Below are 22,540 nucleotides of genomic sequence, written 5' to 3' on the forward strand. Positions count from 1 at the left end.
CAGCGCGCGGTATTGATCATCGCTGAACCGGTAATGGCCGTTGCACCCGCTAATGCACATCAAGGCAAGCAGCGTAAAAATCAAAGCAGGCCCACAATGGAAGTTCATTGAAACAGCTCCTCAAAAAAAGAAATGAACAGGCAGGTTTGAGATACGGTTAATCACGCTTTTCATGAGTGGCGCCCATTTTCAAATGAGCCAGACGGTAAAGCAGAGTACGGCGCGAGACACCCAATGTGCGGGCTGCACGACTGCGATTGCCGTTGCTGTCGCGCAAACACTCCATGAGAACCCACGTTCGAAATGCTCGATGTGTTCGCGCAGTGTTAAACAGGCCGGATGGCTCACTGAATCGGAGGCAATCGGAAAGTGCTCGGGCCGCAACTTATTGTCTTCGCATAACAGCACTGCGCGCTCGACGAACCCCTTCAACTCCCGAATGTTGCCTGGAAAGGCGTACCCGGATAAAACGCTCAACGCAGCTTCCGACCACTGCACAGGCTCTTTCTGTGATTGGCGGCAGGCCATATCGGAGAAGTGCCTGGCCAGTATTTCTATGTCCTCTACACGTTTACGCAGTGGAGGAAGTTCAATGGGAAACTGGGCCAGCCTGTAGTAAAGGTCTTCACGAAAGCGCCCCTCGGCAATCAGCTTAGGAAGATCCCTATGGGTGGCCGCAATAATTCGTACATCAACCTTGCGCACTTCATTGGAGCCCAGCGGACGAATCTCTCCCTCCTGCAATACGCGTAGCAGCTTTGCCTGCAACAGCATCGGCATATCACCGATTTCATCAAGCAGAAGCGTGCCGCCATGAGCCGTATCGAACAGGCCACGTCGATCCCGATCAGCACCGGTGAAAGCGCCCTTGCGATAGCCAAACAGCTCGCTTTCCAGCAGAGCTTCCGGGAATGCAGCACAATTCTGTACGACGAAGGCGTTCAGGCGCCGAGGCCCGTACTCGTGAAGGGCACGAGATACCACTTCCTTGCCTGTCCCGGTTTCACCGGTAAGCAAAATGGTGCAGGTGCTGTCCAGCACTTTGCTGAGAAGATGGGTTGTGCGGCCCAGGGCTGCGCTGTTTCCGGTAAGCCCGAATTGCGCGGGCTTTGCGGCGGGCCTTCGCGGGTGAGACGCGGCGCTGCCAGGCTTGTCCGGTAACGCGAGCAGACCCAACTGAGAAATCACGAACGAGCCCAATGCACCCAGTGAGCCTGCATAGCCGTCCAGCGGTCGGCATTGCCTGCTCGCACAGACCAGCAGCCCGACGGGTATGTTGTCGCGGCTTGGCAGCGGAATGCACAGCAGTGACTGCCATGCATGTTCCTGCACGGGCAAACAGTCTGTTGCGTAGGGGCTGCTGCTGATTTCCGGAATACTGACGACCCGGTTTTGAAGCAGACTGAAACGCAGCAGAGGCAAGTCACAGAAGTCTTCCGGTGATGCCTTGCTGCTGCAGGACCGAATGACACCTTCTACGATTTGCGCAGCGAGGCCGAGACATTTGTGTTTGCTATCGAGCAGAAACAACTGGCTTGATTCACAGCCGCTGAGTTCGGCAGCCGCTCTGACGAAACCCTCCAGCAGGGATCGCCTTTCATCAGCCTGTGAGAGGATCGAGTAGTGTGAAACCAGCGTTTGCGCATAACTCAGCGGGTCGGGCAGTGCGTTGAACGGTGAGGTCATATTATTCGAACTCACAGACAATGCCGCCAGAAGCGTCAAGTGTTGCGTGCGCCCTGGAGACGCTGTCACCGCTGCTCGCGGCACTCAGCAGTCGGTCGGCGATGAGCGGCGTCACGCGTGACTCCAGCACGTGATCAATCAACCTCGCACCGCTGTCGCTTTGGGTGCAGCATTCAAGCAGATAGCGAGTCAGATCCGCAGAATAACTGAAGGTCAGCCCGCGGCATTCGAGCCTTTCCCCAAGCCGGCTCAGTTTCAACTCGATCAATTCATGGAGCACCACCCCCGTAACGGGGTAATAAGGCACTACTCGCATCCTGGCCAGTAAAGCAGGCTTGAAATGCGCGGTGAGTAGCGGCTTTATTCTCATAGCCAGCTCGTCGGCATCCGGACGCTCACCCTCTCGGCAGCTCGCATGGATCAGATCACCGCCCAGATTGGAAGTCATCAGAATAAGCGTGTTGCGGAAGTTGATTTCCCGGCCTTCGCCGTCGTTGGCGACACCCTTGTCGAATATCTGATAGAACAGGTTCATTACTTCCGGGTCAGCCTTCTCGACTTCATCAAGCAGAATCACCGAGTACGGCTTCTGTCGAACGGCATCGGTCAACATGCCTCCCTCGCCATAGCCAACGTAGCCCGCAGGCGCGCCGATCAAGCGTGAGACCGTATGCTTTTCCTGAAACTCGGACATATTGATCGTCGTAAGAAAGCGCTCGCCGCCATATAAAAGATCAGCCAGAGCGATAGCGGTTTCGGTCTTGCCCACGCCACTGGGACCCACCAGAAGGAACACGCCAGTAGGTGCATTCGGCGCATTCAAACCTGCCGCCGACGCCTTCACTGCCCTTTCAAGAACCTGCACAGCCTGCTCCTGTCCCCGAATGCGCAGACGCAGGTCAGACGAAAAATCTGCAATGGAAAGGCTGTGTTCCTGGACCAGCTGCGACAGCGGTATGCCGGTCCAGGCATTGACCACTTGCGCGACTAACCTGGGACATACTTCGAAGCTCACCAGACGGTCTTTCAGCTGCGTGCTGAGGATCGTCTGCTGAGCCTGAGCCAACTCGGACTCCAGCGCCTGGGTGGCCTGACAATCACTGTCCAGAGTGGTCAGAGCGTTCTGCTGTATTTTTCGGTGGGCAAGTTGCTGACGCAGATCAAGCACCCGCCTGGCGGTTTTTCGCTGATCAAGCCAGGCGTCTTCAAGCACGATGGCTTCCTTGCGGATCCGCGACACACTGGATGCCAGTGTACTCAACACCTTGTCATCCACCGACAAGCCTGCATCGGCATCACGCTGCACGGCCTCAAGGTGTCTCTGCTGCTGAACCATCTCGCTGCGAAGATGCTCAAGGCGCTCAGGCACCGCGACCAGACTGATTTGCACTCGGGCGCAGGCTGTATCAAGCAGATCGATTGCCTTGTCTGGCAGCTGCCGACCGGATATATAGCGTGCCGACAGCCGGGCAGCGGCCACCACCGCATCGTCGCGTAGATAAACGCCATGGCTCTGTTCATACAGTGGAGCGAGCCCGCGCAGGATGGTGACGGCTTGTTCGACCGTGGGCTCAAGCACGCGAACCGGCTGAAAGCGACGTGCAAGCGCCGGATCCTTCTCAAAGTATTGTCGATATTCGGCCCAGGTGGTTGCCGCAATAGTGCGCAGTTCGCCACGTGCCAGTGCTGGCTTCAAAATGTTGGCAGCGTCTGAGCCTCCAGCGTTTGCACCTGCGCCGATCAGAGTGTGGGCTTCATCAATGAACAGAATGAAAGAGCCCGGCGAAGACTTGACCTCGTCAATGACGCCCTTCAAGCGACGCTCGAACTCGCCTTTGATACTGGCACCTGCCTGGAGCAGGCCCATATCAAGAGACAACAGTTCGACATCTTTCAATAGGTCAGGAACTTCACCCCGAACGATTCTCAGCGCCAGCCCTTCGACAATTGCAGTTTTGCCAACACCCGCCTCGCCCACCACAATCGGATTGTTCTTGCGGCGGCGAGCCAGTATGTCGACCATCTGCCGCAGGCAGTCGTCCCGGCACAGCACCGGATCAAGCGACCCCTCTCGGGCCTGCTGCGTCAGGTTATGAGTGAAGCGTTCGAGCAGTGAATCAGATTGATGTATCGCTTGCCTTGCTGTGCCGGATGCCTGCCTGGAAAGCACATAGTCCCGAAAGCGTTCAATGTTGATTTTCGCCAGGAGTGGCTGGTAGGGACGATCGGCATAACGCAACGGGTTGCGCAGCAGCGCAAGAATCAGCGCAGCCTGATCAATGTGACTCTGCCCCAAATCCAGCGTGGCAATAAGAAGTGCGTCCTGAAACCATTGAACAAGTTCGGCGGCGAATACCGGGGTTCGGTCGGCGCTATGCTCAACAGGCACAAGGATCAGGCCTGCGAATTCGGCAGTCGAGACATCTGCGTCCGATAGCGCACGCATCAGCATTCCATCCGGTCGTTCCAGCAAGCCAGGCAACATATCCTCAACGAGAATCTGGCTACTGCCTCTGGACACGCAACGCCCTGCGGCCCCCTCGAGTTCGTTGCGTGTGGGGGCATCCAGGGCTTTAACGAGTTGCTGCAGGTCTACATCGATCATGGAGAGTCCTTAATGAGTCGGTCTGTTGAGCGTCACGAGGCCCAAGGCGTGCTCGCGCCCTAACCAACTGGTCCAGCCGAGGCGACACGCGTTTGATTGGCCGATGCGCAAATCTCTGATGTCTTCATGCACAAGCTCAAGACAGACGTCGTAATCCAGCGGGTCGCGCAAGGTGAACCGCACGAGCGCACCCAGTGGCGGGTAATCAGGGCCAATGGGCAGAAACTCGTGGAAACGCTTCCAGTCGAGCTGTTTTATGTGAATACGAAACTTGCCGCCCCGATCAGGAACCCGGCTGCCCAGCACTGCGTCATACGCTAACCGGCTATTGGCTCTTCCGAGGCGGTTGAGTTGCGGATGAGTAATGTCAACCGTTCGCTCAACGCACTGCTCAATGAATAATTGTGCGTGCTTGAAGTAGTAACGAAGCACCGATTCAATCAGCGCAGCAGAATGCGCACGCAAGCTCAACAACCCGAGATAGGGTAATAACCGCTTCCAGTTCAACTCGGTAGTTTCGCGAATGCGCTCCCCATGCAAACCGATCAGGGCGAACAGTTGCTCGGAAAATGGATCGGTTGCGCCGGTGGTAAACGCTGCGTGATAGCGATACTTGCGCCATACAGGCACCATCAGTTTTTGTAAGCGGTGATTGAAAATATCGACAAAGTCTCGCGTGGTATTGGGCTTGTCTCGGTCTTCCAGTGCTTGCTCGGCGTAAAAAGCAGGCAACGGGGACCCTGATCCAGTCAAGCTCATGACATTGAGATCCAGTCGTACATGCACATGACCCTGCTCGTAAAAAAGCGCCATGCAGTCAATATCGCTGCCCGGGAACCCGAGGCCGGGGTTGGCCCGCAGTTCGAGAAAGTCATGAATCCCCTGATCATCGGCATCAGGGTGAATCCCACGCAGCATTTGCAAAATCAGCGGGATGGCCTGATAAATCGAATATTCCCTGATGTCATGACACAGCGCGTTCAGAGCAGCGGTTGCTGCCCCATCCGTGGTTTCCATTGGTAGCCTCCACCCTGTGTGCTCGTGACGTGCAGTTCATGAAAAGAATTCAGGCTCGCGTACAGCGCGAAGAACTCGTTCAGGACAGAAGCAAACAGGAAAAGGCTGCCCTCCCCTGTAAAACCGTCAGGCTGGACCGTCAACTCGGTCTTCACGCCCCGTACCGGCCGACCGTTATGCAGACGATCGACGGGTTGATGACGTATGGATTTCAACCCCTTTAACAGGTGCTGACTGACTTTCTCCGCCCTCGGATCGTAATACCGGGGCAAGTCATAGGTTTCGAGAATGACTTTCAATGCTTCAATATTGGCCAGCGACAAATAATTCAACGACATGTTACTGATGACGCGCCAAAGGAAATCTCGCGTCATGGGCGGCGCGAAACTTCGCGTGGCGGGCATTATGTTTTTAAAGCGCAAGAAATCAGGGGTGCCGTCACACGACTTGCATATGCCACCCACGCTGATCTTTTGCGGAAGTTCATCATTGGTGCACGTCAACTCGATGGACACCGTCTCACGCGCCCGTTCCGCACGCAGATCGAAGCTCAGGAAAGTGTCAAGACCGCTGTGTTGCAGGGAAGCCCGGTGCCTGACGCTGTAGTAAGGCGAGTCACTTTTCACGCTGACAGCAGAATCGTGTTCAAACGACTCAAAGGGCACATAGTGCTGATAACCCAAGCCGCCTGGCTGCCAGCCAGTGACTTTATCGACCGAGTACACACCGCAACTACCGCGAGCATAATGAGCGGGCACCAGCAGATACTCGTCCTGCCTTGAGTCCGCAAGAATAGGCAGCGCGTCTTGCTTGAACAAATTCACGACAGGCGTGCAATACAGTTTCACGTTTTCGACACCTGGACGAAGCCCTTGTATCTCAGCGCTTTCCATATCAAAAACCAGCTGTATACCGCGGGTGTTCTTCAATACATCCTCATCCAGCGAACGAAGTACGTCGACGCCGAAAACATCGACGAAAAGGAATTTCTCCGGAAAGAAGAAATACTCTTGCAGATAGCGATAGCCGCGAAAGGTGTTCAGTGGATAGGGAATCAACGACTCTTCTTCCGCAAACCCGACAGGCTTTACTTGATCAACAGGAATAGCCAGCTCAATCGCCTTTCCCTCGGCCGTCATAATCAAGGCGCCCTGCGCATCCAGGGGTGATAATTTGATAGCGTTAAGTTGACGCATCATCCCCAGATAGAGTGCCTGGCTGATATGGCGCTCGCCCGCGAAGTGCAAACGCAACTGGCTGAACTCCAGATTGCCAACGTGCCCGTCTCCATTTATGTCCAGACGCAACTTCAGCACCGTACCCGCCCCGCCTGCCGAGCAGGACAAACTCACCAGTTTCAGCGGCAGGACACGGGTGGCGAAACACGTACGGAAATGGCACACCATGCCGTTGACGGGTTCACTTTCTACCGGCGTTTCTCGCTCAACGGTCACACCAATTGCCGGGCAGGTCAGCGCTTCAAACTGAAGCATGCTCACCGCGGGCAGCGGCCGCATGTAGTTGGGCCATAACAACTGCATGAGCGAGTGGGTCAACTCAGGCAGGTCATCGTCCAGCTTCTGACGTAAACGACCGGTCAGGAACGCGAACCCTTCCAGTAATCGCTCGACGTCTGGATCCTGACCTGCTTGCCCCAGGAAAGGCGCCAGCGCGGGGTTACGCTCAGAGAACTTAACCCCCATTTGGCGGAGAGCCATCAGCTCGTCTTGATAATAGTGATTAAATGACAACGCTCACCTACTCGATCCTGTCATAGACAGACAAAAAAATGACGTGTAAATGCCAGAGTAGAATCGACCCCGACTGACAATGACCCGCATGGCTCATTCAATTGAGAATTACGTGCCCGTCCCCCGCTACGGCTATAGAAAAAACAACTGTTTTCTTGACGCCGTTCATATCGAGGGACGCGTCAATAGAAAATGTTCGTTTGAGTACACACCCTGAGCTTTCATCAGACATCACATGAACTTCAGACAAGCGCGGTTCATAATCACGAATGGCTTTCTCTATAGCCAGCCGAGACTGCCTCACCGTGTCATGGGCACTCAGACTCGCGTTATTAAGCTCAGGCAGACCATAATCCGGTAGTGTTTTCACGCTCCCGGCACGAGTACCGAGCAGCTTCGCCAGATGCGTCGCTATTGACGCTGTTATGCGCTCATCTTCGTTGAGGTCGGTTTTTTTTTGCGTCTTGTCGGCAAGCCGCTCGAAAAGGCTACCGTTGAAGTTCATGATCGTCTTCCTCGACTATTCCTTGTCCATCTTGCCGACCAGAGACAAGGTGAAATCAGCGCCCATGTATTTAAAATGAGGACGAACATTCAAACTGACCCGGTACCAGCCAGGATCACCTTCCACGTCACTGACGATTATTTGCGCAGAGCGTAACGGACGCCGTCCACGTACTTCAGAACTTGGATTTTCCTGGTCTGCAATATACTGGCGAATCCATTTATTGAGTTGAGCCTCGAGATCCGCTCGTTCTTTCCAGGAGCCTATCTGTTCCCGCTGCAAGACCTTGAGATAATGCGCCAGTCGGTTGACCACCATCATGTACGGCAGTTGAGTACCCAGCCTGTAATTGAGTTCGGCTGTCTTGCCTTCCGGGCTGTTGCCGAAAAACTTCGGCTTCTGCACTGAGCTCGCCGAGAAAAAGGCGGCGTTGTCGCTTCCTTTGCGCATGGTCAATGCAATGAACCCTTCCTCGGCCAGCTCGTACTCACGACGATCAGAGACCAGCACTTCAGTCGGGATCTTGGTCTCGATCTCGCCCATGCTGTGGAAGTGATGCAAAGGAAGATCTTCGACGGCACCGCCGCTCAACGGCCCTATGATGTTAGGACACCAGCGGAATTTGGCGAAGCTGTCTGTCAGCTTCGTCGCAAATGCATACGCCGTGTTTCCCCACAGATAGTGCTCGTGACTGTTCGCAACATTCTCCTTGTAGGCAAACGTTTTAACCGGATTTTCCTCGGGCTCGTAAGGGCTGCGCAAAAGAAAACGTGGCACTGTCAGTGCCAGGTATCGAGCGTCTTCTTGCTGGCGGAAGCTCTGCCATTTGGCGAACTGTGGGCCTTCGAAATGATCTCTCAAGTCTTTGAGGTCAGGCAGACCGGTGAACTGCTCAAGCCCGAAAAAATTGGGCCCCGCCGCCGCGATAAACGGTGCGTGTGCCATACAGGCAACACTTGAAACGTACTGCATGGTCTTGACATCGGGAGCGCTTGGGGAAAAGAAATAGTTGGCAATGATTGCACCAACCGGATTGCCACCAAACTGGCCGTATTCAGCTGTGTAGACGTGCTTGTAAAGTCCCGACTGGACCACTTCGGGGGAGTCCTCAAAATCCTCCAGAAGGTCCTGCCTGGAGATGCTCAACAATTCGATTTTGATATTTTCGCGAAAATCTGTTCGATCAATCAGTAACTGCAGTCCGCGCCAGGACGCCTCCAATGCCTGAAATTCTGCATGGTGAATTATCTCATCCATCTGCTGACTCAGTTTGGCGTCAATTTCCGTGATCATTCGATCGACCAAGGCCTTTTTTACTGGCTCGTTGCTGTTGTGCGGCTTGAGCAGTTCTTCGATAAACGCAGCAACACCACGCTTGGCAATTTCATAGGCATCATCATCCGGGCTCAGCCTGGTTTCTGCGATGATCTGATCAAGGATTCCGTGCTGAAATTCGCTGACAGTACCCTGTTGCATAGCTTTGCTGGTCATACATTAACTCCCTGAAAATACGGTCAACTTCACTGCTGCGCTACTACACCGAGGCCGAGCTCGTCTAGCACCTTCCCACGTGATTCATTGTCAGAAATGACCTTCTCGATAGCCTTGCGAAAAGCAGGCGTATTACCCAAGGGTCCTTTTAACGACATCAACGCATTACGAAGTTCCATCAGTTTTTTCAGTTCGGGAATTTGCTCCACGAGGCTGGCTGGGTTGAAATCTTTCATCGAGGCCACTTTAATGCTGACAGTCAAGTCATCAACCTCACTGTCAGCCTGCAAACGATTAGGCACGATCAACGCAAGTTCCAGCTCTTGCTTGGCCATGACGTCATCGAAATTATTCTTGTCGATGCTGATCGACTTACGGTCTTCGAGCTTTCGTTCATCGAACCGCTGTGTAAAGTCGCCGAGAACCAGAAGTTTCAGCGGTAGCTCTATTTCTTCCTGCGCGCTCCCGATGGCTGGTTTGAATGTGACGTTGATCCGTTCTTTGGGCGCAACAGAGCCTTCTCTGGCCATCGTGTTTCCTCTCGATTAATCCGAATATATATTGACTAAGCAATTAAACTTTCTAGATCGTAGTGACACAACCGTTTGTAAACTTCTTCTTTGCGCAACGCTAAACTATTGTTTTGAGGCATTCGCTCGTAGCAGCTATGCAGCAAGCGCAACACATCAATAAAAACCTGAGGTTCCCATGCAGGCAAACCTGCGGCTTGAAGCTCCCTGTCAAGAAACTCCAATTGAATGCTGGCAAGATCGTATTTTTTCGCCTGGTGGCATATTCGTGCGAGGCATAGTTTCCAGAAAAACTTTTCCCGGCCGCCCTCGGCATCGCTCATTCGCTGCGTCAATACCTGGACGGCAGCCTTTAAACCGTTGTCTTGCAAGGTCGGAATGAGCTCGTGATATACCGAATCCCACGCCGGTGAGTCATGTTGTAAATCCGTATCACACCTATGCTCGGCGGACGGTGCAGGCGGTACAATGTGCGCCGAAATCCATTGAAGCGTTTGAGCATTGGCAAATGGCGTGCCGTCGTGAAAGCGAAGCTGAATGACATCTGGAATTCTTTTGAGGAGCAAAGCAAATTGCGCCTGTACATCTTGAAGTGCAGCTTCGGCCCCTAGTGCATTCAGGCAGTTCCATATCAAGTGCTGACCATCGAACCAGAAAGGTGAACTCGCAAGACTGGCCTCAACATCGATGATCAAATCTGCGAATTGACCCTGTTCAAATCGCTCCTGGTAATTTTTCAGTCTGTCTGCAGGCAACCCTTTTAGCTGGGTTACTTTCTGCGCGTTGTACTCGGGAACGCTGTCCACTGCGAGCCATGCCAATGTCCGACCAAGGCGGAAAGCGCGCGGATCCGTCGTTTTTTGCCTCAACCACCATTTACAGAGGCTTTTAACAGTATCTTCATGCTGGCTTAAAACCCGCTGCGCATCTTTTTCGCTTTCAATTTGGGGGCTATTGGAAAATAGCTGAGCGGCGACTTGCTTGACCTGCTCGACAACAGTGACAGGCGCTTTCTCGGCCTGTAGGGCACGCTGAATCATGCGTGCCAGCCGCCTGCGCAAAGGCAGCAGCAAGGGCGCGTTACCGGCAAGGTACTGACTCAACAATTCATCCAGGCTATCAAGGTATTGGATCATCTCTTGAAAGAGCGGAAGCTGACGGGTGATGGAAATGTCCTCCACCAGCAACTTATCGAGCCTGAGTATCAGCCAGCCCATGGCGGCAGAACGGGTTCGTGGCTTTTTGGGAAACAGCACCTGCCAGTGTTCTTCACAAAGGTGATGGATGAGCCCCAAGCCGGCCAGCAAGCCGGGAAAAGACTCGCACTCGTACAACGCCCAGACCAGCCAGCTGGCAACTCGCAGATCCTTGGACTGATTGATGAGAATTTCCTCGGCGCCCGCTCTGATTCTCGACCAGTCGATAGTCAAAGGTCCCAGTAACGATTGCGCGCCGCCCAGTTCACGCTCCAGTTCTTCAAAGGCTACTGAATAGCGTATGTCGCTACCCACATAACTGTGCCCCGCTATCGGATGCCGGGCAATGTTTATATAACGAACGGATAACTCGTTTTTATAACTCATCTCCGCTCCGGCATTATCATTATCATGGAAAGCCAGAAATTAAACCTGGCAAGAAATTGACCTATACCTTATCCGCCACCTGCCCCATAGACAAGCGAATAAAAACGTCAGTCTAATCTTTCAGAAAAGTCCTACACGTCATGAGAATAAAATGTAGGAAGTACGGCTCTAGATCGCGCCAAAAGACTCCTGTTCTTGCTGCAACCGAAAGCGCAACTTTTGGCACACTACCCTGCCACTAGCCAAGGCAAAAACTCTTTTACGCCTTGCTAAGCAGCACCATTCATGCTGCGCAAGAAGACGCTGGAGCTGCGCAAAAAATTGCGCATATTTCCGATATATAACGCATACAAAATTATTATTTAACGAGCGCATGCGCACCCCATCAAGGGCCCGCAGACGCGCCTCGCGACCTGGCATGATATTTGTTATAGCGATATCCAGCTTCGCACACATCTCGTTGCGTAGCGCTAATAACCTTCCAGGAGAAACCAATGCCTACACCCGCATTTCTATCTGTCACAGGGACCAAACAAGGTCATATTACAGAACAGGCTGGTTCCATTGACTCTTTAGGCGGCCATGGCCAGATAGATCATCCTGACGAATCAATTGTTCACGCATTCAGTCACGAAATCATATCCCCTTACGACGCTCAGTCAGGCGAAATTACTGGTCGACGCAGGCATAACGCAATTTGTATCACAAAAGTATTTGACCGGGCATCGCCATTACTTCTGGAAGCGTTATGCAGGGGCGAAAAACTAACTGACGTTGTGATAAATTGGTACCGCACTAACGACGGCAAGGAGCAAAACTACTATAGAACAACACTTCATGGGGCGCTTATTGTGGCTATAAAAGACCACATGCCAACCTGCGACGATCCAAATAACTCGCATGCCATCCATCTGCAGGATGTGCACTTTACCTACCGTCAAATAAGATGGGATCACGTGATAGCTACTTCATCCGGATCATACGACCTGGACGACTTAGGTCTGGACTGATACTTGTCTTAACCCCCCCCATTGCGTTCGATAACCAATGGGGGGGGCCACCAGCCTAAGGGTAAACAGAGAACGCCATGCAGTCCGAAATAATCTCGCTCCCCCACTTCAGTCTGAGCCTTTCTGACGCCCACCATGACTTTCAAGTCTTCGCCTTCACCGGTCACGAAGCCATCAGCCAGCCCTTCTGCTTCAAGCTGGATCTGGTCAGCGAGCACACTTCGCTGGATCTTGAAAGTTTGCTGGGGCGCTCAGCGTTCCTAAAGTTTGCACCCGACGGCGGTGGAATCCATGGCCTGATCGATCAGATTGCCCAAGGCGAATCCGGTCGACGTTTGACTCACTATTCGATCACGTTGCGCCCGCACCTGGCCCGGCTTGAGCATCGTACTGATCAGCGTATTTTTCAGGACCTGACGGTGCCCCAGATCATTGAACAGGTACTTGAAAAGCACGGCCTGCTGGCCACCACGTTCAATTTTCATCTAGGAACGAACTACCCGAGACGCGATTACTGCGTGCAATACGGCGAGTCTGACTTGCACTTCATTCAGCGGCTGTGCGAAGAAGAAGGCCTGCACTACCACTTCGAGCACAGCGCTACCGCCCATCAACTGGTGTTTGGTGACGACCAGACAGTGTTCCCGGAACTGGGCCCGGTTATCTACAGACAGGACACCGCCCTGGCGGGCACAAAGCCGGCCATCCAGCACTACAGACTGCGCCTGGAGACGCGCCCCAACAGTCACCATAGCCGCGATTACCATTTCGAGAAGCCGCTGCTGATCACCAAGGGATCGGCCAATGTCAGTCGTCGTATCGAGCTCCAGGAATACGACTACCCGGGCGGCTTCACCAGCCGTGATCGTGGCGATCATCTTGCACAACGCGCGCTGGAGCGCCTCAATCACGATTACCTGTCAGGTGAAGGTCGCAGTAACCAGGCTCGGCTCGTCAGTGGCCATTTTCTGAGGCTGAGCGAACATCCCAACAAGGAATGGAATGATCTGTGGCTGCTGACCGGCGTTCGTCATGAAGGCCGTCAGCCGCGGGTACTTGAGGAGTCCGCATGTGAAATTCAGAACCCCGGCGACTTTCATCAGGGCTACCGCAATACGTTCACTACCACGCCTTGGTACGCCTTGTACCGCTCGCCCCTGCGTCATCCCAAACGAAGAATCTTCGGCAGTCAGACCGCCGTGGTCACAGGCCCGAAAGGTGAGGAAATCCACTGCGACAAACACGGTCGGGTCAAAGTGCAGTTCCACTGGGATCGCGACGCTGAGGCCGATGACCGGAGCAGTTGCTGGTTGCGCGTGTCATCCAGTTGGGCGGGCAATCGTTATGGCGGCATGACCATCCCGCGTGTCGGTATGGAAGTGCTGGTAACGTTTCTTGAGGGCGACCCCGACCGGCCACTGGTCAGTGGCTGCCTGTACCACGCCGAGCACGTACCGCCTTATGACCTGCCCGCCCACCAGACGCGCAGCGTATTCAAGACCTTGAGTAGTCCAGGCGGAGGTGGCTCAAACGAGCTGCGTATCGAAGACAGGGCCGGCCAGGAGCAAATCTATGTTCACGCCCAGCGCAATTGGGACCAAAACATCAAACATGATCAAAAGATCCGAATTGGTCATGAGCGTCATGACCGCGTGGAAGCAAACAGCTACAGCGAGTTCAAGGCTCAGGAACACCGTCTGGTTGATGGCGACCGGCTGACTGAAGCCAAAGCGGACGACCATCTGAGGGTAGGTGGGACTCGGCACCTGAAACTGGGTAATGCACTGCTGGCAGAGGCTGGGCAGGAAATCCATTTGAAGAGTGCCGACAAGATTGTTCTGGAGGCTGGCATGGAGCTGACATTCAAAGTGGCTGGCAGCTTCATAAAGATTGACGCAAGCGGCGTGACGGTGGGAGGGCCTGCCATCCATTTGAACTCCGGGGGAAGCCCGGGCAGTGGCTCCGGCGCAACCCCCTTGCTGCCGGGTCCGACACTGCGAGCTGATACGACCAAGCCTGGGGAGGTTCTTGCACATGCCCAGAGGCGGGCCATGAGGCGCACGCCACGTTGTGAGGTTTGCGAACAACAGGCTGCGAAAAAGAGGTCGCGCAATGGATAAGGCCAACTACCTGTTAATTGACGGGATGTTACGACCCGATGCCATAAAACAGCTGTATCAGCTAAACGAACCTCTTGATATAGCACCTTTATATCTGGGAACACGATGGTCCAAAATCGTGGATCTGGGACCTGTGCTTGTACAGCTACCCAGCCAATCCGCGCTCGTGCGGGAGTGGCATGGGAATGCTGCGCAACGGATCGACGCATGCATTTTTCACAGCAGCGCTTCTTTAAAAGTCGTTGCGGCGCATTTGCGTCAGTACCTCAACCCGGACGACTACCTTGGTAATTCCAGCTTGCTGCGCTTTGCCGATCCGTTGGTACTGCATCACTGGCTTTCAAGCTATAGCCGCGAGCATCTGAGTCAGATACTGGGGCCTATCCAGCAGTTGTGGGTTCAACCTCCCCTGCGCGGCTGGCAGCATGGCAATGCTTCACCCCCTGCCGTTTTTTTTAACGAGCAGCCCAACACCACCTGGCACCCCCACTTCGCGCTGCTGGGCGAACCGCAGTTAAACGCATTTGAACACTGCTATCGCTGGATTTTCGAAGAGCGCATCCATGACTGGCTCAAGAAGACCGATCCGCTCGCCTTCGCCAAGCAGACTGATGATCAAATCGAATCCTGGCTGAAACAGGCGCTCGATGGCGCAATGGCGTGGGGATTGACCAGCGAATACGCCTTGGCGACCTGGGCAGACATCTGCCATGAGTGGGGGCTGGATTTCACTGACCAACCACAAGGCCCCTATCAGTCCTGGCGAACGCTGTACCCCGAACATCTGCAGTTATCCCCGGAACTGCGCATCGACGCGCTTGATGAATACCGTCAGAAAACCCGTAACACCACGGATGCTCAGCATGACCGATAAAAACGGCACCCATCGACAACGACGTGCTGCACTGTTCCCCAAAACCCCGGCGACCGCCACCAGCCTGTGCCCGTTCCGTGGGCCGAACGTCGCCATTGTTCCGGTGCGCTATGCGCTGGATCGCTCGCGCTACGACGTGGACCCCACGCAGCTGAAGCCACTGCCCAAAGACGGCCAATGGGCCCGCTTGCCGACGCTGAAAACACGCAGTTACACCTTGCGCCAACTGTACGACGGCTACGTTTACGTGTTCGACGAAACAGCCGGCACGCTGCATGAATACGTAGCCTCAGCCAGCGACGGCCATCTGAGCCGCATCGTCTGGAGCGATGCGCACATCGGTAATGACCAGCGAACCGGTACCGATGAGGGACAACCCTTTCTGCTGTATCCACGAGAGCACCGCCTGCACATCGCCTTTTCCCCGATGCAGTGGACGTGGCGAATGTGCGAGCACATGCGCTCCCATGCCCCAAGCCGCGCGTTGTGGATGAAGGCGCTGGACCTGGCCAGCTACTGCCTCACCATGGCCGAGCCGGACACCCTGCCGCTGGATCGCATCGCCGAGGCCGTGGCGGATATCGACAAAGACTGTGTTGTGGAAGATGGCCGTTTTGCAGATTCGGCGATTCCCAGTACTCGCCCGCCATCAGAAGGCGCAGAACCCGATCCGTTATGGGCACCGCTGGGCGCCGATGTCTTCTGGCAGGGCAGCGTTTACGATCAGGACAGTTCTCTGGTCATTACCCTCGATGACCCGCTCGCCGTTTTCAACGACTTGGGCATGCAGCTGGCGGCCGATCAAGCGGCCTTTCGGGAATGGCAAAGCGCGCACGAACACAAGATCCAGATCGCCCAGACCATCGCCACGCTGTGCGGCGCAGAGAGCGAAGCAGAGAAGCTGCCGGCGTCGGTGCGTGGTGATGCGCTGCGCACGCATCAGTACCTCAGTGAGGTCGAAGCGTACTTTGAGCAATGCATTCTTGAAGAAGCACAGATCAGCAGTAGCAACGTTCCTGGAGATTTTCTGCTGCTGCCGGACATGTTCAATAGCCTGGACATGCGCAAATCGATCGAAACACGTTATGGCAGCGCGCCGACCGATGAGGGCGCGCAGGCCTGGAAAGATCGCCACAAATGGCGGCGCGAGGTCGATCTGAGCAGTGCGCGTCAGTACCTTTTGCAGCACCTGCCGACCGGAGACAAACGCCTGCAACAGGTGCGTGACACGCAAAGCGATTTCCAGCACTGGGCGGAACATATAGGCACCGAACCGCTCAAGCTGTTCATCGACACCACACACCCGAAAACCCTGCTGTATTTGCAGACGATCATGCTCAATCTGCAGATCATCTATGCGCAGGACAGCGCCGCAAATGCCTGGCTGGCCGAGCAGGAAGCTAACACCAGCAGCCTGTTTGGCACCCTGCGTTATGGTTTTTCGCCAGCGCTCAAGCACGCCCTGCATCAGGAAGCCGATGCACTGCTGAACGGCCTCGGCGACGTCACCAATCTGGCCACGCGCATCGGTGAACTCAATGGCGTGCTCAACCATCAGGGTTTTGCCGACAAGCCGTGGATGAAGGCGCTGAAACAGCCTGTTCAAGACACCTTCAAAGCCCTCGGCGAACTGGCCAGCGGTGCAGGCAAAGCCACGTTTGAAAGTGTATTACTGGCATGGGTGCCCATCGACAGCCGCATGGCCCTTGGCAAACAGCAGAACATCGTTGCGTTGCTTCGCACCCTGCTGATCGGCCAGATATTGCTCGACTCGACAGCACGCGTCGCGATCAATGAGCAGACAGTGACCAAGCTCAAACAGTGGGTAAGTGAGTGGCAAGTCCTCAACAAGCAAATCAGCGAGCTGGTGCGCAGTTGGCAATACCCGAACGCCTACAACACGCGCCAAAGCACTGCTCGCAACTTGCAGGCCTATAAACACAAACTGCGCGTTCACGAACTGAGCATCCCTGCCCTGCTCGACTTTCAGAACAACGAATACGCCAAGCTATTGCAGGACGAGATTCGTCAGTACTTCCAGTCTGGCAAAACCCTCGCCACGGACTGGCTCGCCCGCGCCAAAGGCTGGACCGACCGACTGGGCGGCGTTGCTGGCACGATCACCTGGGGCGTGGTCATGCTTAACCTGATCAATACCGCCTTCCTCTATCGGGACCTTACCCGGGATGGGGATTTCAGTACCAAGGACATTGGCAAGGTGACGTATGGATTGGGGTACAGCTTCAATCTGTTGATGGCGGTGTTTGTGGACGCGCCGTGGAGCATCATAAGGGACGCAACGCCAGCGCTGATCGATGGCAAGAATGTGGCCATTCTGGACAGGTCCAGTGCGTACTGGAAAGCCAAGGGAAATGCAGCGTGGGGTGATGCGATACGTGGGTTCAGGGTTTCGATGGTGGCGATGGGTGGGTTTGGCATAGTCGCGGCTACGTTAGAGCTATTTGACGTCCTGGATGATTCAGCCAGGGCTAAAACATCAGAAGAAAAAGGCTGGCTGGATTTAAAGATCGTCTCTGTAGGCTTGATGGGAGTAGGGTCAGCCGCTCAGTTATTCGCAGGTATTTATCCTGCCAGCAGTGTTGCAATTATCGTTATGAATCCGTGGTTCAGCGTAGCGCTACTGGTAGCAGGCTTGATTTATCTTTTTGCTACGATGGCCCTTAATCACTTCAAGCAAGACAGTGTTGGCTGGTGGCTAAGCAAGTGCTGTTGGTCCAGAACTTTGGACTATCGATACGCCGAAACTGCAAGCGGTGAGAATGAAGAAATACGCACTTTAATGCAAATTCAACTATCTCCACAGGTCCATGTAAAAAGCACCGTGCATTATGAAAAACGTTATCTTGGCAAAAACGATAACTACAGCGTAGCGGTACAAAATGGCGCTGGAGTACAAGTGCGCTTGCCCAATCAGGTACGCGGGCAGTCCGTGCACTTCAACATCGTCAGCAGCAAGAGACCATGGGGCGTGCTGCCCGTAGAAAAAATAGATCAGCCGATACATGAAGCTTTTCTGGACCACGGGCAATTCAGGAAAGTCGAACAGTTCGGGATGCTTACCAACAAGCCTGCTGGCAAGGCGAGTGAAGACTATACCTACCCCCGCATGCCACCTGAAAACGAAGACCTCATCTGGGAAACCTGGGTGCCGCTCGACAAGGACGCAACGTATCTTGAGTTGCAAATCTGGTACCCGGCCAATCTTTTAAATCCTGGCGGAGACGATAGAAGCTATCTGTTTCAGATGGAGCTTGGCACAAAAGGCGATACCGCTATTGACGGCTTGGCTGCAGTGGAACTCGAGGTAAAGGCATCAAGCAGGATTGGTACCCTGACCCTGGAAGTCGCAGAGGGTACACCCGTATGACGCAGCAAGAAAAAGCCCGGGATCTGCCGAAAGGTAAGGATATCCTGAACTGGAAAATCAAAACGCTTGCGAGGTCACCTAAAGAGATCATGATTACGCAGCTAGGATTTACGGCCATTCATTTAATGGCCGGCTCACTTATTATTTGGGCAGGCTGGAATCGTTTTTTAGAGAGCCCCAAATTTCTCATTACCGTAATATTAGCGTTTGCGGGAAATCTTGCTTACTACACAGGCCTCCTCATCCGCCAAAAAACCATCTACAACTACACCATAAAAACCGATTGCGCCCATCTGGAGTACTACCTCCACTACCCTGACTTCGCCTCATCCTTCTTCAAAGGCATCGCCATAGCCGTCATCCTGATATTCGTTTTCATCGCCCTTCTCACCGGCTCATTGCTCTTTCTGATCGGTCCGGTTGCAATGGCGTTTATAGCGGCACTAAAACTGCTGAATTGGGAAAACCCCATTCACCAGGAACAAAGCCTGCCATGGGGCGAGTACAACTTCGTTACCGTCGACCGCAAGCGTCTGATGATCATCACGCATCGTACCGACGTCACGCTCGGCTTCGAGGCCCGGTTCAAGCATGAGGTGTTGTTCAACAAATACCTGAATTTCCTCCACACCGTGCTGCCCCCAACGGCGGAGTTCACCGAAAAAGCCTGGAAGTGATCGTGCGCTCAAGATAACGTACAGCGCAGAAAATCCAAGCCCACTTCCTCCCAGGCCTTACATGATTCAGATTCGCCCCATGACCCCGGAAGACTTCGACCGCTTCTGGCCTACCTTCCAGGCTGTCGTTGTCGCTCAGGAAACCTACGCTTACGACCCTGCGCTCACTCAAGAGCAGGCGCGTGACGTGTGGCTGAAGCTGCCTTTGCACACGCTGATCGCTGAGGAGGACGGTCAGTTGCTGGGCAGTTACTACCTCAAGGCCAATGCGGCAGGCCCGGGCAATCATGTCTGCAACTGTGGCTATATGGTGACGGACGCAGCCCTGGGCCGTGGTGTGGCGCGGTTGATGTGTGAGCACTCACAGCAACTGGCTCGCGACAGCGGCTTTCTGGCGATGCAGTTCAACTCGGTGGTCGCCAGCAATGAAGTGGCGGTTGCGCTGTGGGCCAAGCTGGGTTTCGAGACGGTTGGGCGCTTGCCCAAGGCTTATCGTCATGCCCGATTGGGGCTGGTGGATTGTCTGGTGATGTTCAAGTGGCTGGCCGACGCGCCAATAGCGGCCGAGCCTGTGCAACCCAAATTGATTGGTCGCAAGAATATCGAGTCAGTGGTGTCGCGTCCGCGTCGCAAATAAGTGTGACGCACAAATAAAAACGGGGCGCGCTCATCATCGAACGGCCCCGTTTTCTTTACTGCTCAGCGCTTACTTACCAGCACTTGCCGCAGGCTGTTTTTGCAGCAACACCCGTGTCACGCGACGTTCTTCCACGCCTACAACCTGCAGGTTCCAACCCTGCCAGCTAAGGCTGTCGCCCGTTGAAGGCAAGCGGTCCAGCAGGCTCATGACCAGCCCGGCCAGGGTCTGATAGTCCTCGGTGGCTTTGGCCTGGAAGCCGGTTCGCTCGCGAATCAGGCTCAGGTTGAGGGCACCCGAAACGACGAAGTCTTCGCCCTGCGCAACGATGTCCGGGCCTTCCACTTCGCTGGCGTCAGGCAACTGGCCGGCGATGGACTCCAGAATGTCGGTCATGCTCAATACGCCGATGAAATCACCGAACTCGTTGACCACGAACGCGATGTGCGTGGACTCCTTGCGCATCTGCTCCAGCGCATTGAGGATCGTGAAGCTTTCCAGCAGGTTAATGGCCTTGCGCGACATCAGCTTCAAGTCGGGCTGATTGCCGGACAACAGTTCCTTGAACAGCTCTTTCTTGTGCACAAAACCCAAAGGTTCATCGATACCACGCTCACCAATCAACGGCAGGCGCGAGTAGGAAGAATGCATCAGTTTCAGGCGGATCTTCTCGGCATCGTCGTTCAGGTCGATGTAGTCGATCTCGGCCCGCGGAGTCATCACCGTGCGAATCTGCCTCTCTGCCAGTTGCAGCACGCCGCTGATCATCACCCGCTCACGACGATCGAACACCGGTTCGTTGCTTTCGCCTTCCAGCATGTCGGTGATTTCTTCATCGACATCACCGGATTCCAGCCTGCGGCCGCCCAACAGACGCATCACCGCATGGGCAGCACGCTCGCGGCGCGGCAGGTGGCCGTGGGCAGACTTCTTGCTGCGCTTGCGGGCAATCTGGTTGAACACTTCGATGAGAATCGAGAAGCCGATCGCCGCATACAGATAGCCTTTGGGGATATGGAAACCCAGGCCTTCTGCGGTCAGGCTGAAACCGATCATCATCAAAAAGCCCAGACACAGCATGATCACTGTCGGACGACTATTGACGAACTTGGTCAGCGGCTTGCTGGCGATCATCATCAGGCCAATGGAGAAGATCACCGCGATCATCATCACCGACAAGTGCTCGACCATGCCCACCGCCGTAATAACGGCGTCCAGCGAGAACACCGCGTCAAGCACGACGATCTGCGCCACGATCGGCCAGAACAGTGCATAGCCCGCGTTGCCAGCACGCTGGGCGACATGGCCTTCCAGCCGCTCGTGCAATTCCATGGTGGCCTTGAACAGCAGGAACACACCACCGAACAGCATGATCAGGTCACGTCCGGAAAAGGTCTTGTCGAAAATCTCGAACAACGGCTCGGTCAGCGTGACCATCCAGGAGATGCTCGCCAGCAGGCCGAGGCGCATGATCAGTGCCAGCGACAGGCCGATGACCCGTGCTTTATCACGTTGCTCAGGGGGCAGCTTGTCCGCCAGGATGGCGATGAAAACCAGGTTGTCGATACCCAGCACCAGCTCCAGCACGATGAGGGTCAGCAGGCCAAGCCATGCCGTGGGGTCAGCGATCCATTCCATGGTAGTTATACAGCCTCACGAGAAAAATGGCAGGGAGCGGCACTGGTCAATGTAGACCAGGCCCTGTGACGAATCGTCAGACACGGCTTTGCAGCTCGACGAAGCAGGGGCCTGACGATATCTACACGGTGCATGAGGCTGAATGAATCGATGTTTGAATGGAGCGGGCTACCCGGTAAAAGCGATGCTCTCGGCAAAGAGGCTATAACCGGCCAACCATCAGCTGTGAAAGGAGGACAACTCGGAGGCTCCTGGAGGGTATTCATACAGTCCTGAAATTCAATTTGGGAGTGGATCGTACAATACACACAACTGTTTCGCACTTTGAAGAAGTATTACAAGACTTGACCAAATGCAGCGCCCTTCTCGTGCGTCCTGCCAGCGCGGGGCGACGTTTTGCCGCACCTTCAGACACGACCAGTTGTCTGACAACGGCAGAAGCCGGGTAGCTGACGCAGACCATTTGTTTTAAAATGTTTCCACAACGTCAGGCATGCGCAGCGCACTTCGTGGACTGTTCCACAGTACGAACGCACTGTTCGCCTGACCAGAATCATAAAAAGAAAGCCCGTCATAGACGGGCTTTTTTCGTTTTCAGCTTTTGTATTCGGTGCCGCCGAGCATCGCAAGCATTCCGTTTTATTAACATTTGAGGTGATATCCCTATGCTGCGTATTGTTGTTGTTCATCTGTTTCAGTGGTTCAAGCGCCTGTCGTCCGCCCTGCTCTCGCGCGGCCCGAATGATAACTACTCGCGCAGTTTCACACGGGAAAACGATGAGGAAGGAGGCCGCTGGACGTTCGTCTCGATTGCCATCGTGCTGACCCTCAGCCTTTATTGCCTGGCAGGCCTGGGCTACTACGCCAAGACCAACATCTGGGACGGCTTCACTGAGCAGCAGAAAGAGAACATCGCCCAGGCCATGGTGGTCAGTTCGCAGAATCTCTGACACACACCGTGATTGGCCTGCAACGGGGAAGCGAAAGCTTCCCCGTTTTTGTTTGATCAGCTTGTCATCGAATCGCTT

At 54.6% G+C, this 22,540-nt stretch carries 15 protein-coding genes and 1 pseudogene; 7 read left to right on the forward strand and 9 right to left on the reverse strand.

All coding sequences use genetic code 11. The features are described from left to right. Positions 1 to 157: 157 nt before the first annotated feature. The 8 genes and pseudogenes from QRN38_RS13570 to tssA all read right to left on the reverse strand — a co-directional run bounded on the left by QRN38_RS13570 (position 158) and on the right by tssA (position 11,168). A pseudogene (locus QRN38_RS13570) lies at positions 158 to 1,686 on the reverse strand (sigma-54 interaction domain-containing protein). A 1-nt stretch (position 1,687) separates the two neighbouring features. Then, positions 1,688 to 4,291, reverse strand: coding sequence for a type VI secretion system ATPase TssH (gene tssH, locus QRN38_RS13575; protein WP_057418649.1), 2,604 nt, complete (start codon positions 4,289 to 4,291; stop codon positions 1,688 to 1,690). A 9-nt stretch (positions 4,292 to 4,300) separates the two neighbouring features. After that, entirely contained in the window at positions 4,301 to 5,308 is a 1,008-nt protein-coding gene (gene tssG / locus QRN38_RS13580; protein ID WP_057418648.1) for a type VI secretion system baseplate subunit TssG, read from the reverse strand. Further along, positions 5,272 to 7,059 (reverse strand): type VI secretion system baseplate subunit TssF, encoded by a 1,788-nt coding sequence (tssF, locus tag QRN38_RS13585; RefSeq protein ID WP_057418647.1) that lies wholly within the window; start codon positions 7,057 to 7,059, stop codon positions 5,272 to 5,274. The genes tssG and tssF overlap by 37 nt, the downstream gene beginning before the upstream one ends. A gap of 97 nt (positions 7,060 to 7,156) precedes the next feature. Next, on the reverse strand, positions 7,157 to 7,564 hold the full coding sequence (gene tssE / locus QRN38_RS13590; RefSeq protein ID WP_057415906.1) for a type VI secretion system baseplate subunit TssE: 408 nt from the start codon (positions 7,562 to 7,564) through the stop codon (positions 7,157 to 7,159). A gap of 15 nt (positions 7,565 to 7,579) precedes the next feature. Then, positions 7,580 to 9,055, reverse strand: coding sequence for a type VI secretion system contractile sheath large subunit (gene tssC / locus QRN38_RS13595; RefSeq protein WP_011104072.1), 1,476 nt, complete (start codon positions 9,053 to 9,055; stop codon positions 7,580 to 7,582). 29 nt (positions 9,056 to 9,084) lie between these two features. Then, complete coding sequence (tssB, locus tag QRN38_RS13600) at positions 9,085 to 9,585, reverse strand: type VI secretion system contractile sheath small subunit (protein WP_007246959.1); 501 nt, start codon at positions 9,583 to 9,585, stop codon at positions 9,085 to 9,087. 35 nt (positions 9,586 to 9,620) lie between these two features. Beyond that, on the reverse strand, positions 9,621 to 11,168 hold the full coding sequence (tssA, locus tag QRN38_RS13605; RefSeq protein ID WP_057418646.1) for a type VI secretion system protein TssA: 1,548 nt from the start codon (positions 11,166 to 11,168) through the stop codon (positions 9,621 to 9,623). 494 nt (positions 11,169 to 11,662) lie between these two features. Here tssA and QRN38_RS13610 point away from each other — a divergent pair, with 494 nt between their 5' ends. From QRN38_RS13610 to QRN38_RS13635, 6 genes are all read left to right on the forward strand, one after another. Beyond that, positions 11,663 to 12,178: an Hcp family type VI secretion system effector gene (locus QRN38_RS13610; protein WP_007246961.1), complete on the forward strand. Its 516-nt coding sequence runs from the start codon at positions 11,663 to 11,665 to the stop codon at positions 12,176 to 12,178. Between the two features lie 77 nt (positions 12,179 to 12,255). Beyond that, positions 12,256 to 14,298 (forward strand): type VI secretion system Vgr family protein, encoded by a 2,043-nt coding sequence (locus QRN38_RS13615; protein ID WP_057418645.1) that lies wholly within the window; start codon positions 12,256 to 12,258, stop codon positions 14,296 to 14,298. Continuing rightward, on the forward strand, positions 14,291 to 15,172 hold the full coding sequence (locus QRN38_RS13620) for a DUF4123 domain-containing protein (protein WP_057418644.1): 882 nt from the start codon (positions 14,291 to 14,293) through the stop codon (positions 15,170 to 15,172). The genes QRN38_RS13615 and QRN38_RS13620 overlap by 8 nt, the downstream gene beginning before the upstream one ends. Then, complete coding sequence (locus tag QRN38_RS13625; RefSeq protein ID WP_285362424.1) at positions 15,162 to 18,560, forward strand: toxin VasX; 3,399 nt, start codon at positions 15,162 to 15,164, stop codon at positions 18,558 to 18,560. The genes QRN38_RS13620 and QRN38_RS13625 overlap by 11 nt, the downstream gene beginning before the upstream one ends. Beyond that, positions 18,557 to 19,237, forward strand: coding sequence for a hypothetical protein (locus tag QRN38_RS13630; protein ID WP_007246644.1), 681 nt, complete (start codon positions 18,557 to 18,559; stop codon positions 19,235 to 19,237). The genes QRN38_RS13625 and QRN38_RS13630 overlap by 4 nt, the downstream gene beginning before the upstream one ends. 61 nt (positions 19,238 to 19,298) lie before the next feature. Next, a complete protein-coding gene (locus QRN38_RS13635; RefSeq protein ID WP_007246645.1) occupies positions 19,299 to 19,874 on the forward strand; it encodes a GNAT family N-acetyltransferase in 576 nt (191 codons plus the stop codon). Positions 19,875 to 19,943: 69 nt separating this feature from the next. Here QRN38_RS13635 and QRN38_RS13640 read toward each other — a convergent pair whose 3' ends face one another. Next, positions 19,944 to 21,512: a TerC family protein gene (locus QRN38_RS13640; protein ID WP_007246646.1), complete on the reverse strand. Its 1,569-nt coding sequence runs from the start codon at positions 21,510 to 21,512 to the stop codon at positions 19,944 to 19,946. A gap of 665 nt (positions 21,513 to 22,177) precedes the next feature. On the opposite strand from QRN38_RS13640, the gene QRN38_RS13645 reads away from it, so the two are divergent. Beyond that, a complete protein-coding gene (locus QRN38_RS13645; protein ID WP_011104063.1) occupies positions 22,178 to 22,462 on the forward strand; it encodes a hypothetical protein in 285 nt (94 codons plus the stop codon). Positions 22,463 to 22,540 lie beyond the last annotated feature (78 nt).

This window comes from Pseudomonas sp. CFBP2511, assembly GCF_030209255.1.
Classification (GTDB): Bacteria; Pseudomonadota; Gammaproteobacteria; order Pseudomonadales; family Pseudomonadaceae; genus Aquipseudomonas; species Aquipseudomonas avellanae.